21 protein-coding genes are annotated in these 22,793 nt (G+C 43.5%); 11 read left to right on the top strand and 10 right to left on the bottom strand.

Going from position 1 to position 22,793, the window contains the following annotated elements; genetic code table 11:
- Positions 1-78: 78 nt before the first annotated feature.
- The 3 genes from IPH84_07510 to IPH84_07500 are packed head-to-tail and all read left to right on the top strand — an operon-like array spanning position 79 to position 3,621.
- A complete protein-coding gene (locus tag IPH84_07510; protein MBK7173068.1) occupies positions 79-1,125 on the top strand; it encodes a hypothetical protein in 1,047 nt (348 codons plus the stop codon).
- Positions 1,126-1,182: 57 nt separating this feature from the next.
- Positions 1,183-2,154, top strand: coding sequence for a hypothetical protein (locus tag IPH84_07505; protein ID MBK7173067.1), 972 nt, complete (start codon positions 1,183-1,185; stop codon positions 2,152-2,154).
- An 18-nt stretch (positions 2,155-2,172) separates the two neighbouring features.
- Complete coding sequence (locus IPH84_07500) at positions 2,173-3,621, top strand: O-antigen ligase family protein (GenBank protein ID MBK7173066.1); 1,449 nt, start codon at positions 2,173-2,175, stop codon at positions 3,619-3,621.
- Between the two features lie 13 nt (positions 3,622-3,634).
- Here the strand turns inward: IPH84_07500 and IPH84_07495 are convergent, their stop codons facing one another.
- Both IPH84_07495 and efp read right to left on the bottom strand, forming a co-directional pair.
- A complete protein-coding gene (locus tag IPH84_07495) occupies positions 3,635-4,579 on the bottom strand; it encodes a UDP-3-O-(3-hydroxymyristoyl)glucosamine N-acyltransferase (protein MBK7173065.1) in 945 nt (314 codons plus the stop codon).
- A gap of 31 nt (positions 4,580-4,610) precedes the next feature.
- Complete coding sequence (efp, locus tag IPH84_07490) at positions 4,611-5,174, bottom strand: elongation factor P (protein MBK7173064.1); 564 nt, start codon at positions 5,172-5,174, stop codon at positions 4,611-4,613.
- 231 nt (positions 5,175-5,405) lie between these two features.
- On the opposite strand from efp, the gene IPH84_07485 reads away from it, so the two are divergent.
- On the top strand, positions 5,406-6,017 hold the full coding sequence (locus IPH84_07485; GenBank protein MBK7173063.1) for a VTT domain-containing protein: 612 nt from the start codon (positions 5,406-5,408) through the stop codon (positions 6,015-6,017).
- A gap of 63 nt (positions 6,018-6,080) precedes the next feature.
- Here IPH84_07485 and IPH84_07480 read toward each other — a convergent pair whose 3' ends face one another.
- The 5 genes from IPH84_07480 to IPH84_07460 form a co-directional block, all read right to left on the bottom strand.
- Entirely contained in the window at positions 6,081-6,704 is a 624-nt protein-coding gene (locus tag IPH84_07480; protein MBK7173062.1) for an ABC transporter ATP-binding protein, read from the bottom strand.
- Positions 6,705-7,114: 410 nt separating this feature from the next.
- Positions 7,115-7,903: an acyl-ACP--UDP-N-acetylglucosamine O-acyltransferase gene (gene lpxA / locus IPH84_07475; protein ID MBK7173061.1), complete on the bottom strand. Its 789-nt coding sequence runs from the start codon at positions 7,901-7,903 to the stop codon at positions 7,115-7,117.
- An 18-nt stretch (positions 7,904-7,921) separates the two neighbouring features.
- Positions 7,922-9,313: a bifunctional UDP-3-O-[3-hydroxymyristoyl] N-acetylglucosamine deacetylase/3-hydroxyacyl-ACP dehydratase gene (locus tag IPH84_07470; protein ID MBK7173060.1), complete on the bottom strand. Its 1,392-nt coding sequence runs from the start codon at positions 9,311-9,313 to the stop codon at positions 7,922-7,924.
- Between the two features lie 38 nt (positions 9,314-9,351).
- Entirely contained in the window at positions 9,352-10,389 is a 1,038-nt protein-coding gene (lpxD, locus tag IPH84_07465; protein ID MBK7173059.1) for a UDP-3-O-(3-hydroxymyristoyl)glucosamine N-acyltransferase, read from the bottom strand.
- 105 nt (positions 10,390-10,494) lie between these two features.
- Entirely contained in the window at positions 10,495-11,733 is a 1,239-nt protein-coding gene (locus IPH84_07460) for an HD domain-containing protein (GenBank protein MBK7173058.1), read from the bottom strand.
- A gap of 258 nt (positions 11,734-11,991) precedes the next feature.
- Here IPH84_07460 and IPH84_07455 point away from each other — a divergent pair, with 258 nt between their 5' ends.
- The 7 genes from IPH84_07455 to IPH84_07425 all read left to right on the top strand — a co-directional run bounded on the left by IPH84_07455 (position 11,992) and on the right by IPH84_07425 (position 20,078).
- On the top strand, positions 11,992-13,545 hold the full coding sequence (locus IPH84_07455; protein MBK7173057.1) for a PglZ domain-containing protein: 1,554 nt from the start codon (positions 11,992-11,994) through the stop codon (positions 13,543-13,545).
- A 7-nt stretch (positions 13,546-13,552) separates the two neighbouring features.
- Positions 13,553-13,972 carry a tRNA (adenosine(37)-N6)-threonylcarbamoyltransferase complex ATPase subunit type 1 TsaE gene (gene tsaE, locus IPH84_07450; GenBank protein ID MBK7173056.1) on the top strand — a complete coding sequence of 140 codons (420 nt, stop codon included), beginning with the start codon at positions 13,553-13,555 and terminating at the stop codon, positions 13,970-13,972.
- 12 nt (positions 13,973-13,984) lie between these two features.
- Positions 13,985-15,208 (top strand): alanine dehydrogenase, encoded by a 1,224-nt coding sequence (locus IPH84_07445; protein ID MBK7173055.1) that lies wholly within the window; start codon positions 13,985-13,987, stop codon positions 15,206-15,208.
- 65 nt (positions 15,209-15,273) lie between these two features.
- The gene (locus IPH84_07440) at positions 15,274-17,631 is read left to right on the top strand and encodes a TonB-dependent receptor (GenBank protein ID MBK7173054.1); all 2,358 of its coding nucleotides are present in this window, start codon (positions 15,274-15,276) and stop codon (positions 17,629-17,631) included.
- 3 nt (positions 17,632-17,634) lie between these two features.
- Complete coding sequence (locus IPH84_07435; GenBank protein ID MBK7173053.1) at positions 17,635-18,522, top strand: DUF4249 domain-containing protein; 888 nt, start codon at positions 17,635-17,637, stop codon at positions 18,520-18,522.
- Positions 18,523-19,230: 708 nt separating this feature from the next.
- A complete protein-coding gene (locus tag IPH84_07430; GenBank protein MBK7173052.1) occupies positions 19,231-19,800 on the top strand; it encodes a hypothetical protein in 570 nt (189 codons plus the stop codon).
- A 5-nt stretch (positions 19,801-19,805) separates the two neighbouring features.
- Positions 19,806-20,078 (top strand): acylphosphatase, encoded by a 273-nt coding sequence (locus IPH84_07425; protein ID MBK7173051.1) that lies wholly within the window; start codon positions 19,806-19,808, stop codon positions 20,076-20,078.
- Here IPH84_07425 and IPH84_07420 read toward each other — a convergent pair.
- The 3 genes from IPH84_07420 to IPH84_07410 all read right to left on the bottom strand — a co-directional run bounded on the left by IPH84_07420 (position 20,048) and on the right by IPH84_07410 (position 22,677).
- Complete coding sequence (locus IPH84_07420) at positions 20,048-20,515, bottom strand: NUDIX domain-containing protein (GenBank protein ID MBK7173050.1); 468 nt, start codon at positions 20,513-20,515, stop codon at positions 20,048-20,050. The two genes, IPH84_07425 and IPH84_07420, sit on opposite strands and share 31 nt — an antisense overlap.
- Positions 20,516-21,202: a tRNA (5-methylaminomethyl-2-thiouridine)(34)-methyltransferase MnmD gene (gene mnmD, locus IPH84_07415; protein ID MBK7173049.1), complete on the bottom strand. Its 687-nt coding sequence runs from the start codon at positions 21,200-21,202 to the stop codon at positions 20,516-20,518.
- A 170-nt stretch (positions 21,203-21,372) separates the two neighbouring features.
- Positions 21,373-22,677 (bottom strand): hypothetical protein, encoded by a 1,305-nt coding sequence (locus tag IPH84_07410; protein MBK7173048.1) that lies wholly within the window; start codon positions 22,675-22,677, stop codon positions 21,373-21,375.
- Positions 22,678-22,793 lie beyond the last annotated feature (116 nt).

Here is a 22,793-nt window from a genome sequence, read left to right as displayed (position 1 = left end):
ATAGCCTTTAGCCCGCTTGGTTTCTTGCGGATTTTTCCTATTTTTGCGGCTCTTCTAAAATAGCCTGACGGCTTATTTATGACAAGCGAAAAAGTTTACCCCGAATTTGATTCATCAAAGCTCCTGATGTTTCTTTACAGATGGCGAAAAGCATTCCTGGTTACTGCAATTATTGCAGCAGTAGTCTCAATGATCGTTTCATCTTCTCTGTTCATTGATCCGCTATATCGCTCTACAGTGATCATGTATCCTGCATCCAGCAATTCTATCTCAAAATCATTGCTAAATGATAATGCAGGAGCAAAACAGGACATTCTTGAGTTTGGTGAAGACGCTCAAACTGAACAAATGTTGCAGGTATTGAATTCCAATAAAATTAAGGACCGCATCATTAAATCCTTTGATCTTGCCCGTCATTACGGTATCGACACATCTTCAAGGTACAAGAACCTTCGTTTATACAGGCAATATGAATCCAATATTACCTTTAAGCGGACGGAGTACATGGCTGTGAAAATCAGTGTTCTTGATCATGATCCCCAGGTTGCGGCTGATATAGCCAATACCATTGCTGCTTTGCTTGACACGGTAAAGAATGACATGCAGAAGGAGAGGGCTGTTCAGGGATTCAGAATCATGGATGCAGAATATCAGAAATTGAAAGCTGAGATTCGGGTCATGGAAGATTCGCTCACAGAACTGCGAAAGTTAGGCGTTCATGATTATGAAACTCAGGCTGAGATGATCAATCAGCAACTTGCCATTGAAATTGCCAAAGGAAATAAAAGGGGAATTGATGCACTTGATAATAAATTGAAAGTGCTGGCCCAATATGGTGGCCCTTATGTGTCATTAAGAGATGCACTGGAGTATGAAAAGAAACAATTGAGTTTTGTCAAGGCAAAATATGAAGAGGCTAAAATTGATGCAACTCAATATATCCCTCAGAAATTTGTGGTTGAAACCGCTTATAAGTCTGAAAGAAAGGCTTATCCCATTCGCTGGATCATAGTAACACTTTCAACTTTAAGTGCATTATTCATGGCTGCAATGGTGATACTGTTGCTTGAGAACGCCCCCTTAGCATTAAGGAAAATGCGTGGACAAAACCATGAACCTGTTTGAATAAAACCTAATCTCAACTTAGTAACCCGTTTCAGGAAATTAACATCGGTCGGATATATGGAAAATTTTTTTAGCAATACCAATTTATTGCGAATCATTGGAAAGTGGAAGTGGCATCTGATTATCCTTATGGTAATCGCTGCCATCGCATCCCTTATAGTTTCTAGCCCATGGGTCACTAAACCCAGGTTTAAATCCGTGGCTGTTATTTATCCTTCAAATATCGCTCCCTATTCCGATGAGAGTGAAACTGAGCAAATGCTTCAATGGCTCACTTCCAGGGATGTCAGGGATAGTGTAATGCTCAAGTTCAACCTGCCGGCACATTATGGGATCGACTCAAGTTATAAGTACTTTGCTTCCACGATGGCCTACCTGTATGATAAATTTGTGAAGATATCAAAGACTCAGTATGAGAGTGTTGAAATTACCGTTTTGGACCGTGATCCGGTAATGGCAAAAGATATCGTAAATGCCATCATCTATTACACTGATGCAAAAATCAGGACTACTCACCATAAAAAATACATGGAAGTAGAGAGAAGTTTCCGCAAAGCAATGGAACTGAAGAAACAGGAAATTGATTCTGTAAAAGAAGAAATGCATAAGATCACCTCAACGTATGGAATCTATGACATTCTGGGCCAAAGCCAGGAAATCACCCGTGGAGAACTTAGAACCGTTGACGGTGGAGGCTCAGGGATTAACCGTAAAAGCGTTGACCAACTGACTGAAGGCATGAGAGAAAAAGGAAGTGACCTGCTTTTCCTTTCAAACCGCGTGAAAGATGTTGCCAACGAATACAGTGAACTGATGTTGAAAGCCGACCTTGCAATCTACGATGCCAATAAGGAATATACCTTTATCAATACCGTTTCTCCTGCTAAAGTTGCCGATAAGAAATCATATCCCAAACGGCTGATGGTCATGTTCTATTTTGTGGCTGGAACCTTATTGCTTAGCCTGATTGCCATTGCAGTAATTGAACAGAGAAAAGCATTTCTTGGTTCCCCGGGAAACAAAGATTAATGATTCTTATCCCCTGTTTTGACTGAAAAACTGAAAATATCAATCGTTTACCTGGTTACCAGCGTATTTATTCTACTGAATACCTACCTGGTGATAAAGGAATTCTATTGGGGAATACTCATCCCAATGGCAATCCTCCTTGTTTTGCTATATATTTTCTCCCTTGATAAGGTCATCTTTCTTGCCGTCTTTTCCACACCCTTAGCCATTGATATTGGTAACTACGATCTTGGGGCCAATATCTCTGTCCCCAGTGAACCCCTGTTATTCGGGGTAATGCTGCTTTTTGTCCTGAAACTGAGTATGGAAAAGGGCCTTGATAAACAATTTCTCAGGCATCCTGTGACAATTGCTGTTTTCCTGAACCTGGCATGGCTGTTTATTACTTCCTGTGCCAGTGATCTTCCGGTTGTTTCCTTTAAGTTCCTGATGGCCCGTTTATGGTTCATCATTCCCCTTTATTTTGCCGGATCCCTATTGTTTAAGAAATTCAGCAATATAAAGCCGTTTGCATGGGCCTATGTGATATCACTGGTAATCGTAATAGGATATGCTACCTACAATCATTCGCTTTTTGCTTTCAGTGAGAAGGCAGGACATTGGGTAATGACTCCTTTCTATAACGATCATACCGCCTATGGAGCTATATTAGCCCTCTTCCTCCCAATCATGGCTGGATATTCAATCGATCGAAATTCGTCGCGACAGATGAGGATACTGGCTTTGGTTGTTACACTTATCATTATGCTTGGTTTGTTCTTGTCAGCAAGTCGAGCTGCATGGGTAAGTTTCGCTTTTGCATTAGTGGTGCTCGCATTGGTATTATTCCGTATCCGCTTCACCTGGATTTTACTGACAATCTCTTCCATTTTACTGATCTTTTTTACATTTCAGTTTGAGATCCTCGATAAACTGGAAAAAAATAAGCAGGATTCATCGGCCAATTTCATCGAACATATTCAATCCATCTCCAATATTTCAACAGATGCTTCCAACCTGGAACGTATCAACCGATGGCAGTCGGCTTTGAGAATGTATCATGAACGCCCGTTCTTCGGATGGGGCCCGGGAACATATCAGTTTGAGTATGCCCCTTTCCAGCGTACCAAGGAAAAAACCATCATCAGTACCAACCTGGGAGATATGGGGAATGCACATAGTGAATACATTGGCCCACTTGCTGAACAAGGCTTCCCGGGATTGATCAGCTTCTTACTGATCATGATCACTGTGATATATACAGGCCTTAAAGTGTTCCGAAAAGCAGAACGCAGGCAGGTAAAGATGTTGTCGTTAGTTATTACTTTAGGACTGATTACCTACTTTGTGCATGGCACCATGAATAACTTCCTCAATACTGATAAGGCGAGCGTACCTTTCTGGGGCTTTGTCGCAATCCTTGTTGCCATGGATTTGTATCATTCAGGAAAAAAAGAGGAAGAGCCTGCTGATAGCCAGGAGTCATAATACCTTGTTACAACTAATTTCCTGGATCTTTGTCCAGTTTTTGGATGATTTCAGGCAGGCGTTTTAAAGCTGCCATTTCCCTCCATTTCTTCATGGCTTCCACTGCCGGGGATCCGAAATAGGTTTTCCCACCGGGAACAGACTTGTCAAGGCCGGATGTAGCCAGTACAATAGCTCCTTTGCCGACTACAATATCTTTGTTTATAACCACTCTCGCCCAAAGAATAACATCATCCTCGATGCGTGTTACCCCGGCAATAGCAGAATGTGCTCCAATCAGGCAGTTACGGCCAATATAGGTATCATGGCCCACCTGGACATGATTGTCCATTTTCGTCCCTCTTCCAATGGTGGTATCTCCTGATACACCTTTATCAATAGAGCAAAGCGCCCCTATTTCCACATGATCTTCAATGATCACCTTGCCACAGGATTCAAGTTTCCTGTAGCCCTCAGGTCGTCTCTGGAAATAATAGGCATCAGCACCGATTACTGTATTGGAATGAATGATTACATTGTTTCCAATGATGCAGCGGTCATAAATGCTCACATTTGCATGAATGATACAGTTGGAACCGATCAAAACATGGTTACCAATGAATGCACCAGGTTGAATAATGCTGCCTTCCCCTATTGAAGCGGAGGGACTGATATTTGAATGAGCGGGGCAGAATGGAGAATACTTCCTGACTAATTTCACATAATCGGAAAAAGGATCCGTGCTGAAGATAAGCGACTTACCTTCAGGTGTATCCATTCTCTGGTTGATAATGACTATGGTGGCTTTGGAGTTTAAAGCCTTGGAATAATACTTGGGATGATCAACAAAAGTTATATCACCCGGCACTACCATATGAATCTCATTAATACCGGTAACAGGGTTTTTAGGGTCACCTGCGAAATCTGCACCCAGAAAGTCCGCAATCTCCTGGAGTGTGGATGGTATTGGAAAGACCATGAGGCGGAATTAAAAGGTTAAAAGAAGAGGTTTATTTAACCCTTTCCATATAGGCTCCGGTGCGGGTATCCACTTTGATTTTTGTTCCTGCTTCAATAAAGAGGGGAACCCTTACGTTTGCGCCGGTCTCAACCGTAGCAGGTTTTAAGGTATTGGTGGCAGTGTCTCCGCGAAGGCCGGGTTCAGTATAAGTTACTTCCAGGTCAACGGAAGTAGGTAATTCGCAACTGAGCAAAGCTTCATTATCGGCATGAAATACCATTTCAACGCCAACACCTTCTTTCAGGAACTGATAACCTTCAATCATTTCTTCTTCAACATTGATCTGGTCGAAAGTCTGGGAATTCATGAAATTGTAGCCATTCTCATCCTTATAAAGAAACTGGTAAGGGCGACGTTCAATACGGGCTACATCAATTTTTTCACCTGCATCGAAAGTGTTGTCAATTACTTTTCCGGTTTTCAGATTTTTTAATTTGGTGCGGACATAAGCAGCGCCTTTTCCAGGTTTTACATGTTGGAATTCAACGATTTTGAAAAGGTCATTCTTGAATTCGATGCATAATCCATTGCGGAAATCAGAGGTATTTGCCATAAGAATACTTGCGTGTTTTTGATGTTTTAAAAAGGAGTGCAAAGGTAGAGATATTCCTTCATTTTACCTAATGACTCACATAAGGTTTGGGTAATTATCAGGGATTGACCATGTGATGATTGCTTGTTCTGTTTAAGATTTAATGTAAAATGTTCACAAAAATCGTTAAACCCCCCTTTGAGATTGAACATGGTTACTCTGGCTCCTGTTCTTTATATAAAGAATTATTTTATGCAATTACTCACTGATCCGGTTCACCTGATACAATATGGAGGCTTACTCATTCTGCTGATTATCATTTTCCTTGAAACCGGAACCCTGCTTGGTATCGTATTGCCCGGAGGCGATTACCTGGTTTTTACTGCCGGATTGCTAAGCGGGACACAATACCTGGATGTTTCCCTGTGGGTATTGGTTTCAACAATGATTGGAGCTGCCATTCTGGGTGATTTTACAGGGTATGCAAAAGGCAGATGGTTAGGAGGTATGCTTTTTAACAAGGAAGACAACAGGTTTTTCAAGAAGTCACACCTCGAAAAGACCCGTAATTTCTATCAGAAGTATGGCATGATGGCTTTTATAACCGGGCGTTTTATGCCTGTTATCAGGACGCTTATCCCTATGTTGGCAGGTGCCACCTCCTTACCCATAAAAAAATTCAGTTTTCTTAATATAGCCGGGGCAATACTCTGGATTGGATCGTTGACACCATTAGGTTATTACCTGGGTACCGCTTACCCCGGAATTATGAAATATTCAATCTATTTCCTGTTGGGATTCGTATTAATGGCTTCATTTCCAATGCTTAAGATAATGCTTTCAGGAAGAAGTAAAAGAACCTGAGAACCATTGAATAAGAGCAATTATTACTTTTGAGGAAAGAATGCTTTAGAAAGCAACTTCACATTACTTCTTATAAGAATCGATAGAAAGGGATGCTTTACAGAAATCGTGCTCTTGTGGTTGGGAATTGGAGCAGATGATCACTACCCTGTTTTTTCGGTATTGAGCCACCAGGTCCCTGAACCATTCTATACCCTGGTGATCGAGGTTGGAGGCAGGTTCATCAAGCAGAACGATTTTTGTATCACTTAGCAGGGCAAGGGCGAGTTTTACCCTTTGTTTCATACCTGAGGAGTAGTATTTAATTGGTTTTTTCCTGTTTCTGGCGAGTTGGGTAATTTGGATCAACTCTTCCTCAGTCATTCCATTCAGAAAAGGTTTGAATTTATGATGGAACCGGATCATTTCATCAAGAGTGAACTCTTCCAGGATTTCAAGGTATGGGCCACTATAAGATACATGACGAAAAATCTGTTCTGCCTGCAGAATTTGATCCTCGAAATGATAGCTTATCGAACCGCTACTGGGATGGAGATGTCCTGAAATGATCTGCAATAAGGTGGATTTCCCACTGCCATTGGAACCTAGAATAGCATATGCTTCTCCACTTTCAAACTGGTAATTGACATCACGGAATATCCATTCGTAATTGAATTTCCTGCTGATATTTTCCAGTTTGATCTTCATGTTCAATGTCGGATGTTTGATGTCGGATGTTTGATGTCTGATGTCTGATGTCTGATGTCTGATGTTGGATCGGATTGCGGATTGCGGATTTGGGACTTGGTCCGCCAGCTGGCGGATGGATCTTGGATCTTGGGACTTGGATCTTGGGACTTTATTTTAGTCCACTAATCCGCCAGCTGGCGGACGAATTTCAGCACGAATTTTCACGAATAAATTTACCCCTCTCCCAGCCAAAGACTCCCCTTCGGGGCATCTCTTCATCTCCCCCTCTCGCCCTCTCCTCCCCAGCCCCCCTCTCCCCCTCCCCTCCCCAGCCCCCCTCTCCCCCCCCCCCCCCCCCCCCCCCTCTCCCCTCTCCCCATCTCCTCATCTCCTCATCACTCAGCACCCAGCACCCAGCACTCAGCACTCTAATCCCGTGATCCCGTATACCCACGCATAATTCCCCTGGCAGAACTGGTGACAAACGAGATGATCTCATCCCTTTCAGCGGTGGCTGGCATCATGGCTTCTATCATTTCCAGCGCCTGGCTCACATTATGGCCTTTCAGGTATATATACCGGTATATTTCCTGGATTTCATTGATTTTGTCAGGGCCAAATCCACGCCTTCTCAGGCCTACCGAGTTAATCCCTACATAGGACAGTGGCTCACGGGCGGCTTTAGTATAAGGGGGTACATCTTTACGAACGAGTGAACCTCCGGAAATCATACTGTGCTGACCCACATTAACAAACTGATGAACCGCAGTTACACCACCAATAATGGCCCAGTCTTCAACAACAATATGTCCTGCAAGGGTAACCGCATTGGCCAGGATACAATTATTCCCGACTACACAGTCATGAGCAATATGTACATAAGCCATCAGAAGGCAGTTATTGCCAACTACGGTTTCCATATTGGCTTTGGTGCCCCTGTTAATGGTCACAAATTCACGGATGGTCGTATTGTCGCCTACTCTCACGAGTGTATCTTCCCCTGAATATTTCAGATCCTGGGGAATGGCAGCAATAACGGCACCGGGAAAAATCCGGCAGTTTTTTCCGATCCTTGCACCTTCCATGATGGTTACATTGGATCCGATCCAGGTACCTTCACCAATCTCGACATTTTTTTCGATATTGACAAAAGGTTCGATTACGACATTTTTTGCGATCCTGGCTTGAGGATGCACATAGGCAAGCGGTTGATTCATTGTACCCGGAATATATTGTTAAGTGTTTTTCTTTCTAACGATCTGAGCCATCAATTCAGCTTCAGTAACAATTTTATTGCCTACATAGGCTGTGCCTCTCATATGACATATTCCCCTGCGGAATGGAGTGATAAGCTCCAAAACGAAAACCAGGGTATCACCGGGAACCACTTTCTGCCGGAAACGCACATCTTCCATTTTCATGAAATAGGTGATGTAGTTTTCAGGATCCGGAACCGAGGAAAGCGCAAAAATCCCACCGGTCTGAGCCATTGCTTCTACCTGTAATACTCCCGGCATTACCGGTTCATCAGGAAAATGGCCTACAAAATAAGCCTCATTCATGGTCACATTTTTCAGCCCGACCACATGTTTTTCACTGAGTTCAAGGATCTTATCGATCAGGAGGAATGGCGGACGATGGGGGAGAAGCCTTTTAATGTCGTTGATATCAAAAACCGGTGGTTTCATGATATCGATGTTTGGCTGTGTCTGGGCTTCCTTAATGTGCTGACGGATGAGTTTGGCAAAGTTGGTGTTCACCTCATGTCCCGGACGGGTGGCAATAATGTGGCCTTTAATCGGAACACCAATGAGGGAAAGGTCACCGATCACATCCAGGAGTTTATGCCTGGCTGGCTCATTATGATAATGCAGTTCGAGATTATTCAGAATGCCTTCTTTCATTACCGTTACCTCTGGCTTATTGAAATGCCTTGCGAGGTTATTGAGTTCTGTGTCAGATAGTAAGCGGTCGACAAAAACGATCGCATTGCTTACATCACCACCCTTAATAAGGTTGTTATTAATCAGGTATTCCAATTCATGCAGGAATACGAAAGTGCGGCAATTGGCAATCTCCGTCTTGAAATCATCGATATGAGCAATAGAAGCGTATTGAGTTCCAAGTACCCTGGTTTCAAAATCGATCATTACTGAAAGTCTGAATGTATCTTCCGGGACCAGGATCAGCTCACTTTTACGCTTAGGATCTGTATAAGAGAGGGTAGACCTGATTTCAAAATAGATGCGGTCAGCATTCTGTTCAACAATGCCTGCATCTTCCAGTGCTTCAACGAAGAAGCGTGCACTGCCATCCATGATAGGCATCTCTTCACTATCCACTTCGATAAGGACATTATCGATGCTGAGACCTGCAACGGCGGCAAGGGTATGCTCAATGGTGGCCAGCCTTACACCCTGGTGCTGAATGGTTGTGCCGCGGGCAGTATCAACCACATAATCCGCAATGGCATCAACAATGGGCTTGTTTTCTATATCAACACGGCAGAATTTAATACCATGGTTCTCAGGAGCTGGTTTAAAAGTAACAGTAGCTTCTTTGCCGGAATGAAGACCGGCTCCTGAAACACTTACTGCTCTTGTGATTGTACGCTGTTTGTCGGACATCGACCTGGTGTTATATTAATGACTAAAAACGATGATTATTATTCTTTTATTAGTTTCTTAAGGCTTCTTTCCAAATCAGAAACCCTGTTCACCATCTTATCAAGATTATTAAAAACGGCGATTGATCGTTTGAATCTGCTGATATCGATGGCGGGAGCGCCTAAAACTATGCTTCCCTCTTTTGTAATATTTCCTGCAACACCTGCTTGTGCGCCGATCTTTACATCATCTGCAATGGTGATATGGCCAACAATACCTACTTGTCCGCCAATCATGCAATTCCGGCCCACTCTTGTGGAACCTGAAATACCTGTTTGAGCTGCAATCACGGTATTCTCATCGATTTCAACATTATGGCCCACTTGTATCAGGTTGTCGAGTTTCACACCTTTTCTTACGATCGTGGATCCTAAAGTTGCCCGATCGATGGTGGTATTGGCACCAATCTCAACATTGTCTTCAATAACGACATTGCCGATCTGGGCCACTTTCTTATAGTTGTTATCACTTTGAGGAGCAAACCCGAATCCATCGGCACCAACGACAACACCTGCATGAATCATGCATTCATTCCCGATGGTGCAGTCATGATAGACTTTTACTCCCGGATAAATTGTGGAATTTGAGCCGACAGATGCATTATCCCCGATGTAACACTGAGGATAAATCCTGACATTTTCACCCAGCACAACATTATCACCAATATAAGAAAATTCACCGATATAAGCACCAGGGCCTACCTTTGCTGAAGGTGAAATGAAAGCCTGAGCCGAAATACCTGATTTCTTTTTCTGCATGCCATCATAGATCTCCAGCAATTTTGCGAATGCCGAATAGGGGTCAGAAACCCTTATCAATGTGGAGGCAACAGGCATTTCAGGTTCGAAATCTTCCCTGATAATGACAATGCTGGATTGAGTGGTATAAATGTACTGTGTGTACTTGGGATTGGCCAGGAAACTCAAGGCCTGTGGCTCTCCATCTTCTATCTTGGCGAGCTTATTCACAGTTGCATCAGGATTTCCATCTACTCTGCCACCAATAAGGCTGGCGATGTCTTTTGCTGTAAACTCCATCAGGGAAACGTAATGAGTTATAAAGTCGGTGCTTAAAGAATCTGCAAATATAGGCTTTTTGATAATAAGCTATAAGCCATAGAATAATTAGAAACTAACCCTTTTTCAGCTGTTTTGTTCAGCCCACTTAGGGAAACAGATGAAATGTTTCATAATTATACTCGAGTACATCCCAATATTCAACTGATCCGAAATATCAGTGAGATCCCTTACCAGTCCGTCATTATCCACAATATTGATCCTGTCTTTCAAGGGGTCATAGGCATTATTGGAAATAGTCCCTAAGGTGACCAGGTAATCAGTTTCCTTCATAGATATTCCCATATGGGAAGCAATCCTGGATTTGATTTTTTCAACATATTCCGGTTCAAAAGGGAACTCCTGGATCCTCACCCTGAAAAGTTTCCTGTTAATAAGCGCCTTGCTGATGCCTGACAGAACCGGGTCCGGGTGCTCCATCCATTGTTTGATCGACGACAATATATCCACATCATCAAGTTGAGCAAAAATCTCCAGGTTCTTTTCATCCTGAAGGAAATGGTCGAGAGTAATATGATTCAACAGGAAATAGGAAAAGGCTGGGGTTGCAGGAAGCTTTTCTCCCTGGTCAGCCAGGAACTTGGCCCGCCTCAGGATTTTTACCAGCATATACTCAGCCGAAAGCACTGTTTTATGGTAATATACCTGCCAGTACATCAGCCGTCGGGCAACAATAAATTTTTCGATCGAATAGATGCCTTTGGATTCAACGGCAAGATCTTCATCGGCTATGGTGATCATTTTCAGGATGCGTTCTGTATTGATCACACCTTCACTAACCCCGGTATAAAAACTATCCCGCATCAGGTAATCCATCCGGTCCATATCCAGTTGTCCTGACACCAACTGATGCAGGTATCTTACAGGGTATTCATTTTTAAAGATAGCGATGGCAGTCTCAAGTTTCCCATCAAACTGTTTATTGAGCCTCTCAAAAAACAATAAAGAAATTTCCTCATGGGAGAGGTTGTTGACAATACAGTTTTCAAGGGCATGGGAAAAAGGTCCATGTCCGATATCATGCATCAATATGGCCAATGTGACCCCTTTTGCTTCTTTCTCAGAGATTTCGATTCCTTTACTGCGAAGGGTTTCAATCGCCTGCGTCATAAGGTGCATACTGCCCAGGGCATGGTGGAAACGGGTATGCAACGCCCCGGGATAAACCATGGATGTCAATCCCAGTTGTGATATCCTTCTTAACCGTTGAAACCAGGGATGCTCAATAATCGCAAATGAGAGTTCATCAGGAATGGTAATGAAACCATACACCGGGTCATTCACTATCTTTCGTTTAATCAGCATTATATGCGAATGAAAAATGTTAAATTTGTATAAAACACAAATAGAACAGCAGGCCCCAACAATAATTGGATTGTTTATGCATTAATGATACAACTGTCCTGTACATGTGAAAATATTACTTTTAAGTAACAAAGGTACACATACTCTGTATACAATAGTTTATTTGAACTGCCGGACCGGTATTCAAGGGGATCTCAAAAGAAAAGGTGTGCAGACAATTCATCAGGTATTCATTTATAAATAATTAAATCAAATAGAATGGAAAGTGGAGTGATTTTATGGGCCGATGACGAAATTGATCTGCTCAAGCCCCATATCCTGTTCCTGAAGGAAAAGGGTTATGAAGTATTTACCACAAATAACGGGGATGAAGCATTGGATTTGCTGAAAACCCGTCCTTTTGATATTGTATTCCTTGATGAAAATATGCCGGGCTTATCAGGAATAGAAACCCTTTCATTAATAAAAAAAGGATTTCCGAATCTGCCGGTCATTATGATCACGAAAAGTGAGGAAGAACACATCATGGAAGATGCCATAGGTGCCAGTATTTCCGATTACCTGATTAAACCCGTGAATCCGAAGCAGATATTGCTCAGCGTAAAAAAGAACCTGGAAAATAAACGCCTGATCAGTGAAAAAACAGCCCATGCTTATCAAAAGCAATTCAGGAATATAGGCATGGAGATATCAGGGAAATTATCCCATAATGAATGGGAAGAGGTATATAAAAACCTTGTATTCTGGGAATTGGAGCTGGAGAAATCTTCTGATTCAGGAATGAAAGAGGTCATGTTGCAGCAAAAAGATGAAGCCAACCAGGTGTTCTGCAAATATGTGGAGAATAACTATGTGGATTGGGTGAATGGAAAAAATGAAAAAAAACCCGTTCAGTCGCATAACCTGCTGAAAGATAAAGTTTTTCCTTTGATGCAGGAGAATCAGCCCTTGTTCATGATCCTCATCGATAACATGAGGTATGATCAATGGAAGGTGTTACAACCCATATTTGAAGAGTATTACAGGGTGGAAAGGGATGAATTGTATTTCAGTATTCTTCCCACTACTACCCAATATGCCAGGAATACGCTTTTTGCTGGACTGCTTCCTACTGAGATCGAAAAAAAATACCCCAAATATTGGGTGGATGAAGATGAAGAAGGCACGAAAAATCAGTTCGAAGGGGAACTTCTTGGAGAGCAGCTCAAACGATTCGGCAAAAATGTGAAGTACTCCTATACGAAAATTCTGAACCTGACAGCCGGACGGAAACTCGTTGAAACCTTGCCAAACCTGATGGGCAATAACTTCAATGTGATTGTTTATAATTTCGTGGATATGCTCTCTCATGCCCGGACGGAGATGGAAGTGATCAGGGAACTGGCAGATGATGAACCTGCATATCGTTCTTTAACACTCTCCTGGTTTGAACATTCTCCATTGATGGATATCATTAAATTCCTTGCTGAGAAAAAGGTAAGTGTTGTGCTTACCACCGATCATGGTTCCGTGAGGGTCAATAACCCTGTAAAAGTGATTGGCGACAGGAATACCAATACCAACCTGCGGTATAAGTTTGGCAGGAGTCTGAATTACGACAGGAAGGATGTTTATGAAATAAAAAATCCTGCCGATGCATTGCTGCCAAAGTCTACCATGAGTTCTTCCTTCATCTTCTGCCGCAAGGATTCATTTTTCGCCTATCCCAATAACTATAATTACTATGTGAACTATTACAAGAATACTTTCCAACATGGTGGCTTGTCGATGGAAGAAATGTTAGTTCCCATCGTATATTTGAAGGCGAAATAAAAGAACTATGACGGAGAAGTTGATTTGCGGTTCACTGGAGGAACTTGAAGGTATAGCTATTCGCCTGCTTGAAAAATATCCCGGTAAAAGGATCTTTGCCTTTTTTGGAGCCATGGGAGCAGGTAAAACGACATTTATTAAGGTGTTGTGTAAACATCTGCAAGTAACAGATGTTGTAAACAGTCCCACCTTTGCCATTGTTAATGAGTATATTTGTATTGATGATTCGAAGGTGTATCATTTCGACCTTTACCGTTTGAAATCATGGAAGGAAATGCTGGATATTGGCTATGAAGATTATTTCTTCAGTGGTCAATACTGCCTCATTGAATGGCCGGAAAAAATTTCAGACCTGCTGCCGGATGATACCATCGAGGTACATATCGATGCAGATCCCTTGGGTGAAAATCGGGTGTTTACTTTTTAACTGCTGATAACCATGGATTTAACACAAAATAACTATTCAGAGTTGCTTCATGGCGGGCAATTTATGCCTCGTGAAGAAATGCTGGAAGTTCAGCGTGAAATGCGAAAGCTGGTCATTGGTGTACCAAAGGAATCAGCATTCCTTGAGAACAGGGTTTCCCTGGTGCCTGATGCCGTTGGTCTATTGGTTCAACAAGGCCACCATGTAATGATAGAAAGTGATGCCGGAAAGGCTGCTCATTTTACTGATCATGAATTTAGTGAAATGGGTGGTGAAGTGGTTTATGATACCAAAAAGGTATTTAGTGCCGATATCATCCTGAAAGTGGCACCACTTCTACCTGAAGAATTTGAATTGCTGGGGAACAGGCAAACTGTTTTCTCTTCAATTCATACCTCCAATACCAGTGAAGAGTATTTCCGGAGATTACTCTCAAAGCGGGTAACTGCTGTTGCCTTTGAGTATATCCAGGATAAAGCGGGTACTTTCCCCGTAATCCGCGCCATGAGTGAAATTGCAGGGAATACTTCAATGCTGCTGGCTGCTGAATACATGAGCCATCCCGAATACGGCCGTGGAAAAATGCTCGGTGGTTTCTCCGGGATTTCACCCACTGAAGTTGTAATTCTGGGTGCCGGTACGGTCGGGGAGTACGCGGCCCGTGCTGCATTCGGCATGGGTGCCTTCGTGAAAATATTCGATAATTCGGTTTATAAACTCAGGCGACTGCAAAACAACCTCAATACAAGGGTTTATACCTCAATGCTTCAACCAAGAAACCTGCTGGCAGCCCTTAAAACAGCTGATGTGGTGATTGGGGCAGTGCATACCGCCTATGGAAGAACCCCATGTATTGTAACCGAAGAAATGGTTCAGCAGATGAAGGAGGGCGCTGTTCTGATTGATGTCAGCATCGACCAGGGTGGCTGCTTTGAAACCTCTCAGCTTACGGACCACAAAAGCCCTGTTTTCAAGAAATATGGGGTTACCCATTACTGCGTTCCTAATATAGCCTCAAAGGTTCCACATACTGCTTCCTATGCATTAAGTAATTTCCTGACTCCCATTCTTATTAAGATCGGGGAACAAGGGGGTATCGACCAGGTACTCCGTTCTGATTATGGCGTAAGGCAAGGGGTGTACCTGTTCAATGGGATTTCTACTAACAAATTCCTTAGTGATACATTTCATCTTCCTTTCCAGGATATCAACCTGCTGATGGCTGCTTTTCATTAAAAAATGTCATCTACATAATATCCCGGTAATCTTGTCAATTTAATTTCGAAAGCTAACTATTTCTTATGCGATTTCATCACCTATGCCTGGTTTTAGCCATTGCAGCCTTCTTATTTTTACCCTCGCTTGCTCATTCACAAACCCCGCCTGAGAGTAAGAAATTTACAATTTCCGGCCATGTTAAGGATGCCTCAACCGGTGAATATCTTATTGGTGCTACAATATTTGTTTCGGAACTAAGTGCCGGCGTTATCACCAATTCCTATGGATTTTATTCCATCAGCCTCCCTTCAGGATCCTATCAGTTGCGTTTTTCCTATATTGGTTATTCTACTTTCTTCAGGAAGGTGAACCTGGCGGAAAACATGGTTCTCGATATCGCTATGGAATCCGGCCAATCAGAGCTGGGGGAAGTGGAAATCAAAGGCACCCGTACCGATGAAAATGTCAGGGCCCCTGAAATGAGCCTCGTAAAACTGGATGTAAAAACCATCAGCAGGATACCGGCTTTATTGGGTGAAGTGGATATCATCAAAGCGATCCAGCTCCTTCCCGGGGTACAGTCCACCAGTGAAGGGTCAACAGGTTTTAGTGTAAGGGGTGGCAACTCGGATCAGAACCTGATCATTCTTGATGAAGCCACGGTGTATAATGCTTCCCACCTCATGGGCTTCTTCTCGGTTTTTAACAACGACGCCATCAAGGATGTTACACTTTATAAGGGTGATATACCTGCAGCATACGGGGGAAGGCTCTCTTCATTGCTGGATGTCAGGATGAAAGATGGCAACTCCAAACAACTCAAACTCACCGGTGGGATTGGAACCGTTTCCAGCCGTCTCACCATCGAAGGCCCTATTATTAAAGACCGCACAACTTTTGTTGCCTCAGGCAGAAGGACTTATGCAGATCTTTTTCTACCCTTCGCCAAAGATGAAGGGGTGAGGGATAACAAACTTTTTTTCTATGATTTCAACCTGAAACTCACTCATACGATCAATGAAACGAACCGGGTCTATTTTTCCGGGTACCTGGGCAGGGATACTTTTAAAAACCAGTTTGCAAAAATGGGTTTTGGAAACCAGACGGCTTCATTGAGATGGAATCACCTCTTTTCGAGCAAGTTGTTCTTCAATGCCAGTGTGATCTATTCGCAATTTGACTATAACCTGGGAACCCCACAGGGGGATGCAAATTCCTTCAACTGGAGTTCGAAAATGCGCGACCATTCTGCGAGGTTCGATTTTACCTATTACCTAAATACGAAAAACACGCTTAAATATGGTGCAACCACAACCTTTCATGAGTTTTTTCCCGGCACTGCTACCGGCCTGGGCGATGAGAGCCTGATCTCCGAATTCCGCCTACCCACGCAATACGCATTTGAACACGGGGCTTATGTGAGTAATGAACAGAAGGTTACCGATAAACTGACCCTGAAATATGGTCTCAGGCTGTCTGTTTTTCAAAATGTCGGACCCGGCACTTATTACCGCTTTGATGAAGACTTTAATCCAATCGATAGTGTGGTCTACAAAAAACGTGATTTCTTTAACACCTATTTTGGACTGGAACCCAGGCTCGCATTCACCTACCTGCTTGATGAACGTTCATCCATCAAGGGACATTACTCCCATACCTATCAGTACATTGCCCTGGCCCAGAATTCAACGGCAGGAACACCGCTTGATGTTTGGTTTCCGAGCACTCCCAATGTAAAACCCCAGGTTGCTGACCAGGTGGCCATCGGATATTTCAGGAATTTTTTCGATAACTCCCTGGAAACCTCTGTTGAAGTGTATTACAAAAAAGTAAATAAGGTGATCGATTTCTGTGATCATGCTTACCTGCTTCTAAATCAGTATATTGAAGGTGAAATCAGGATTGGTGAAGGGGAATCCTATGGTCTTGAACTGATGACCAGGAAGAATTCCGGCGATCTGAACGGATGGATCAGTTATACCTATTCAAGGTCCTGGCGGAAGATTGAAACCATCAATAACGGGAATCGTTACCCTGCACCTTATGATAAACCTCATACCCTGAACATTGTCCTTAATTATGAAGCCAGCAAACGGGTTGAATTATCAGCAACCTGGGTATATGCTACCGGCCTCCCTGTTACCTTTCCTACCGGCAGGGCACTGATTGGAAATGCAATCGTACCGATCTATTCGGATAGAAATGCTTACAGGATGCCTGATTATCATCGCCTGGACCTGTCCTGCACACTTAAAGGCAAGGAGAAACCCGGAAAGAGGTGGAGGGGAGACTGGAACCTTTCAGTCTATAATGCCTATAACCGTAAAAATGCATGGTCTATCAACTTTGAGAAAGATGCAGCTGACCCATACACCACTTATGCTGTGAAAACCTACCTCTTCTCAATTATCCCTGCTCTCACCTACAATTTTAAATTTTAAGTAATGATCTGCCATTCCTATATAAAATTGAGTCAAAATACGCTAAAAAAGGCAAAAACAGGGATTTTATATGTCCTGGTTACCGGACTTATTCTGTTATCCTCATGCACAGAACGAATCGAAATCGAGTTGGAGGATGATTTTGCCCGCCTGGTGGTGGAAGGTGCCATTACAACGGATACAATGCCTCACACCATCAAACTGACGACCACTTCAAGCTATTATTATAATCAGCCTGCCCCGGTGGTTCAGCATGCCATTGTGAGTATTTCAGATGGAACTGAAACTTTCCTGCTGAATGAAACAGCACCGGGAATCTACCAGACGGCTCCAAATGTTTATGGACAGCCTGGCCGCACCTATTCACTTTCCATTCAACTGGCTGAAACAATAGGTGGGCATGATAGTTATACTGCTCAGTCGACCCTTTATGGGGTAGCTGAAATTGATAGTATCGGACTGCTTTTTCATGAGGAATGGGGCCGGTCGGGCATATGGGAGGTAAAATGTTATGTCCAGGAACCTCCGACTGTTGATTTTTACCGCTTCATGATTTACAGGAATAGCCACCTGATGACCGACAGCATCCCTGAATGGTTCGTGGTAGATGACAAACTTTTCAATGGATCATATACCAATGGTGCGTCTGTAGGATTCATCAACCAGGGTAATCCACAGGAAGGGCTTCGTCCGGGTGATACCATTACCCTTGAAGTGAACAATATCGGTGAAGATTACTTTAACTTTGTATGGCAGGTTCAGTCAGAAGTGCAGGGAACCAATCCGCTGTTTTCCGGCCCTCCTGCCAATGTGAAAGGGAATATTTCGAATGGGGCCATTGGCTTTTTCTCTGCCTATAGCTCGACGAGGAAGTATAAGTTGGTGCCGTAGGGGAGATGCCCCGAAGGGGAGTCTTTGGGTTAGGGGATGAGGAGATGAGGAGATGTGGGGAGATGAGGAGATGAGGAGTGGGGAGATGAGGAGATGGGAGATGGGAGATGAGGAGAGGGGGAGAAGGAGAGAAGATGGGAGATGTGGAGATGGGGAGATGCGAGGATTCGGGATTGGGAATAAAAGATGTCCCCCTTTTTTAAAAGGGGGTGTCCGCTTTCGCGGACGGGGGATTTTAGCCCCAAATCACACAAATGCCACACAAATAAACGCAAATGACCTGCAAGCAAGATTCAATTATTTATGTCAATTAGTGAATCATTTGAGCAATTTGTGTTCTGGTTTTTTGCCTGAAGGATTTATATTTTGATGGAAGTTAATGCTACTGACGAAATAAAATGCCACGAATGCACGAATGAAGCACTGCCTAAGTCCCATCCGCCAGCTGGCGGACCAAGTCCCAAATCTCAAGTCCCAAGTCCCAAGTCTCAAGTCCCAAGTTTCAAGTCCCAAGTTTCAAGTCCCAAATCTTAAGTCCCAAGTCTCAAAATTCAAGATCCAAGTCCCAAGTCCCATCCGCCATCCATCCGCCATCCGACATCCACATCCGCCATCCGACATCCAACATCCGACATTAAACATCCGACATCCGACATCCGACATCAAACATCCGACATCAAACATCCGACATCAAACATCCGACATCCCTTGCACGACCTTGAACCTTATTACAACTGGAGACACCTGTACATCGCTTCCGAAGACGAAAGATCACCCTTTTTTGGAAGAGATTACAGCGAATTCGTCTTTAGCGACAGCATTTATAATTATTTCATTCATCCTCAATGGGACGGCTTTGGTTCAGCAACCCTGTACCTGAAGATTCTATATGTGAACTATGAAGAACATTTCTGTGTGATTGAGTTCCTGGGGGAATGGAATGATTGTCTGTACAATGACATCATGTATCTAAAACGAAATGTGGTGGAATTTCTTCAGGAAGAAGGGATTAACAAGTTCATCCTGATCGGTGAGAATGTGCTTAGCTTTCATTTTGATGACGATTCCTACTACCAGGAATGGTTCGATGAAGTAGAAGATGGATGGATTGCCCTGGTAAACTTCAGGGATCACGTAATAAAGGATCTGGAAGATGCCTCCCTCGATTATTATATGGCCATGGGCGGGAACCTCAACGACTTACCCTGGAGAACCGGTGAACCGGGTAAACTCTTTATGCTGGTTGACTCTTTAATGATGAAAAGATTGAACGCCTGAAGCCTATGAAAAGTGCTGCAATCCATGTGTACGGGAAAGTTCAGGGTGTAGGATTCCGCTATCATTGCATGAATGCAGCATTGAATCTTGGAATCAAAGGATTTGTGATGAATTCGGCAGATGGTTCTGTTTATATCGAAGCCATTGGGGAGGATCCTGAAATGGAAGCATTTATTGAATGGTGCAGGAAAGGTCCGGAATGGTCACGGGTGAGCTCCATCAAAGTGCATCCGTTAGGCAAGCATGATTATTCTTCCTTCACGATCAATAAGCCCTGACGATACTCTTCCAGTAATTTCTGAACCACTACCTTGTCAACAGGAAGGGTGAATAATGCTGTATCGACTTCTGATAAAGGGATCCATCGGAAAGTCTGGGCCCCGTCAGTAATTTCAGGAAAGTCAAAAACCTTCGTGGTGGTTGTAAACTTGTACGGATGAATAGCCCTGACCCGGTAATAAATATTGATGACCTGCCTGGATTCAGGAAGTTTAAAGGCCGGCTGGAAAAAATCTGTGGTGTAATAATGGGATAATATTTCGATTTCCATCCCGGTTTCTTCTTTCCACTCCCTTTTCAGACAATCCAGTGTACCTTCCCCATATTCCAGTCCACCCCCCGGGAATTTAGTCATAAATATCCCCAGGCGAAATTCATCCGTCACCAGCAGACGCGACTGCTCAATCAAAATTCCATATACCCTGATGGTGAACATTTATAACGAATTTATAGGTTTAAGGGCTCTCAATATCTCTCTCTTTCCGGGTGGTCCGGGTAGTTTTTGAATGCTGAACCCGGCTGAACGCAGGGCCCTTTTTACGATGCCCTTACAAGAATAGGTAACCAGGCAGCCTCCCGGCTTTAAAACCAGGAAAAGCTTTCCAAAGACCTCTTCTGTCCACATTTCAGGCTGTGTTTCAGGAGAGAAGGCATCAAAATAGACCAGGTCAAAGGTTTCACTTTCCCCCTGAAACTCATTGATTCCAACTTTTAACTTGGTAAACCGGAACCATTCACTGATCTCCTGCTCCTTTGCCCAGGCAGCTTCATGCATATGGCTGAAATATTGCTGTGCATCAGGTTGTTCCAGGAGAGAAGGGTAGTTCAGGCTTTTTCGGCTTTCCTCAGTAATAGGAAAAGGTTCCAGCGTTATGTAGCAGGTACGGGAGTGGAGCAACCGGCTTTCCATGCAGGTGAGCAGCGCATTTAACCCTGTTCCGAACCCGATCTCCAGCAACCTGATTTCATTGACTTCCTGATGTACATAGTGATATCCTGCCTGCAGAAAAATATGCCTGGATTCCTGGATGGCTCCATGTGTTGAATGATAATGCTCCTTAAATACCCCAGACATCAAGGTATGCGAACCATCCTCACTCATCACCAGCTTATTTTCCTTCATAACCGACATCTCCGAAATTCGTAGTGTTCCTGATAACTTTCTGATTGTGTAACAAGAAAATCATGCTTGACAATCACAACCATTGAATACCAGGTATTTGTGACCATTGTTTGACATTCAGCGATTTGAGACATTTGTGTCTTATTTTGCTCCCTGACAATTTAGTAACCTTATTTATTGTAAAACAACAAAATATCCCTAATGGGTTCATTCATCTGCAATGTGCCCGTTAAAGTCCCTTCCGGAAAACTATAAACACTTAGCATTTTCCCTGAACCCGTAAAAACCTGTTGCCCAATATTTTCGCAGGCAATACTTGCATCCTCAATATCCTTCACAAACTCCACCAGGCTGTTTTGGCTGTAGCGATACCAGTATATGGTGTGAGTCCCGGCAAGCAGGTAGTTATCTGAATCCATCGCTGACACCTGCCTGACTATCTCATTATTGATCGAATGAAGCAATGTGAGTGTCCCCGATTGAATATCAAGCTTGTAAATGCCTGCCTCCCCATCCTTATTCCCAAAACACAGGCTCTTTTGCTGGTCCAGGGGCATTATAGCTAACATCTGAGGCGCAGGGGTAATGGACTGCCGGAGAGTGCCGCCCGTGATATTATACCAGGCCAGGGAATACTTTTCAGAAGCATATTCCTTGCGGTTCACAATGACATATTCATTCTGGATTCTTGCACAAACCGGGTAATTAACTCCCGATGCTGTGGTTGTAAAGACTGTTCCTCCTGTATAATCAAGTCCTTTGACATAACCTTCATAATAGCAGGTAAGAAGGTAGGGCGCATCCGATGAAATTGCTTCAAACCAATGACCATGAGGCAGTTGTTTGGAGGGTTGACTCCAAAGTACCTGGTAATCATCAAGAGAGTAAGCATCGAGATCCGATTGAGAAGATCCGCAGATGAACATCATTTGCCTGGAAGATTGAAGGGCTGCCGCTTTATAATCCCCGGTCCTGCTGATGATTTTCAGGGGCGTGGCGTTTTCCAGCGAAAAGACATTTATGAGGTTCGACCCCGGCTGTGTGACCACTAATGGATACCGGAATTCCCTGGGGAGTGCGGTAATCTGTATCTGTCGGAAGCTATTGGTTTCCGATACCCCGTCAGAGGCTTTCACCTGGATTTCATAGGTGCCGCCAGCCAGGCTGAGGTCTGAGATAGGGTAGGAGAGTACCAGGTGGTAAGGATTGGTTGGAATGCTGATTTCAACAGGAGCCAGCACCGGCTTTCCTTCATTGTCATTCAGTACCACCCTCACTGAGTGCAGGCTTTCCTTGTCCGACAGGTCCGCAACCACAATAAGCGTATCCCCCGCCACATACGTTGATCCCGCCTGCGGAGCGCTGATGGTTACAACGGGCAAACTGTTTTCCGCTTCTTTATTGCAGGAAACAAACAGCATCACTACCCATATGCAGGCCCAGCATAATCCTATTTTTGAATTGCAGCTTTTCACACTGTAAAGTTAGACTAAGTAGGCTGATTTTTATGATGAGCAGCGTAAAAGGATATAACATCGGAAAATTCCGGGGGTATAAGATCCAAGTCTCAAGTCCCAAGTCCCAAGTCTCA

The sequence above is a fragment of the Bacteroidales bacterium genome (genome assembly GCA_016707785.1).
Lineage (GTDB): Bacteria > Bacteroidota > Bacteroidia > Bacteroidales > UBA4417 > UBA4417.
The sequence above is the reverse complement of the archived record's forward strand: the minus strand, read 5'-3'. Positions and strand labels throughout refer to the sequence as shown.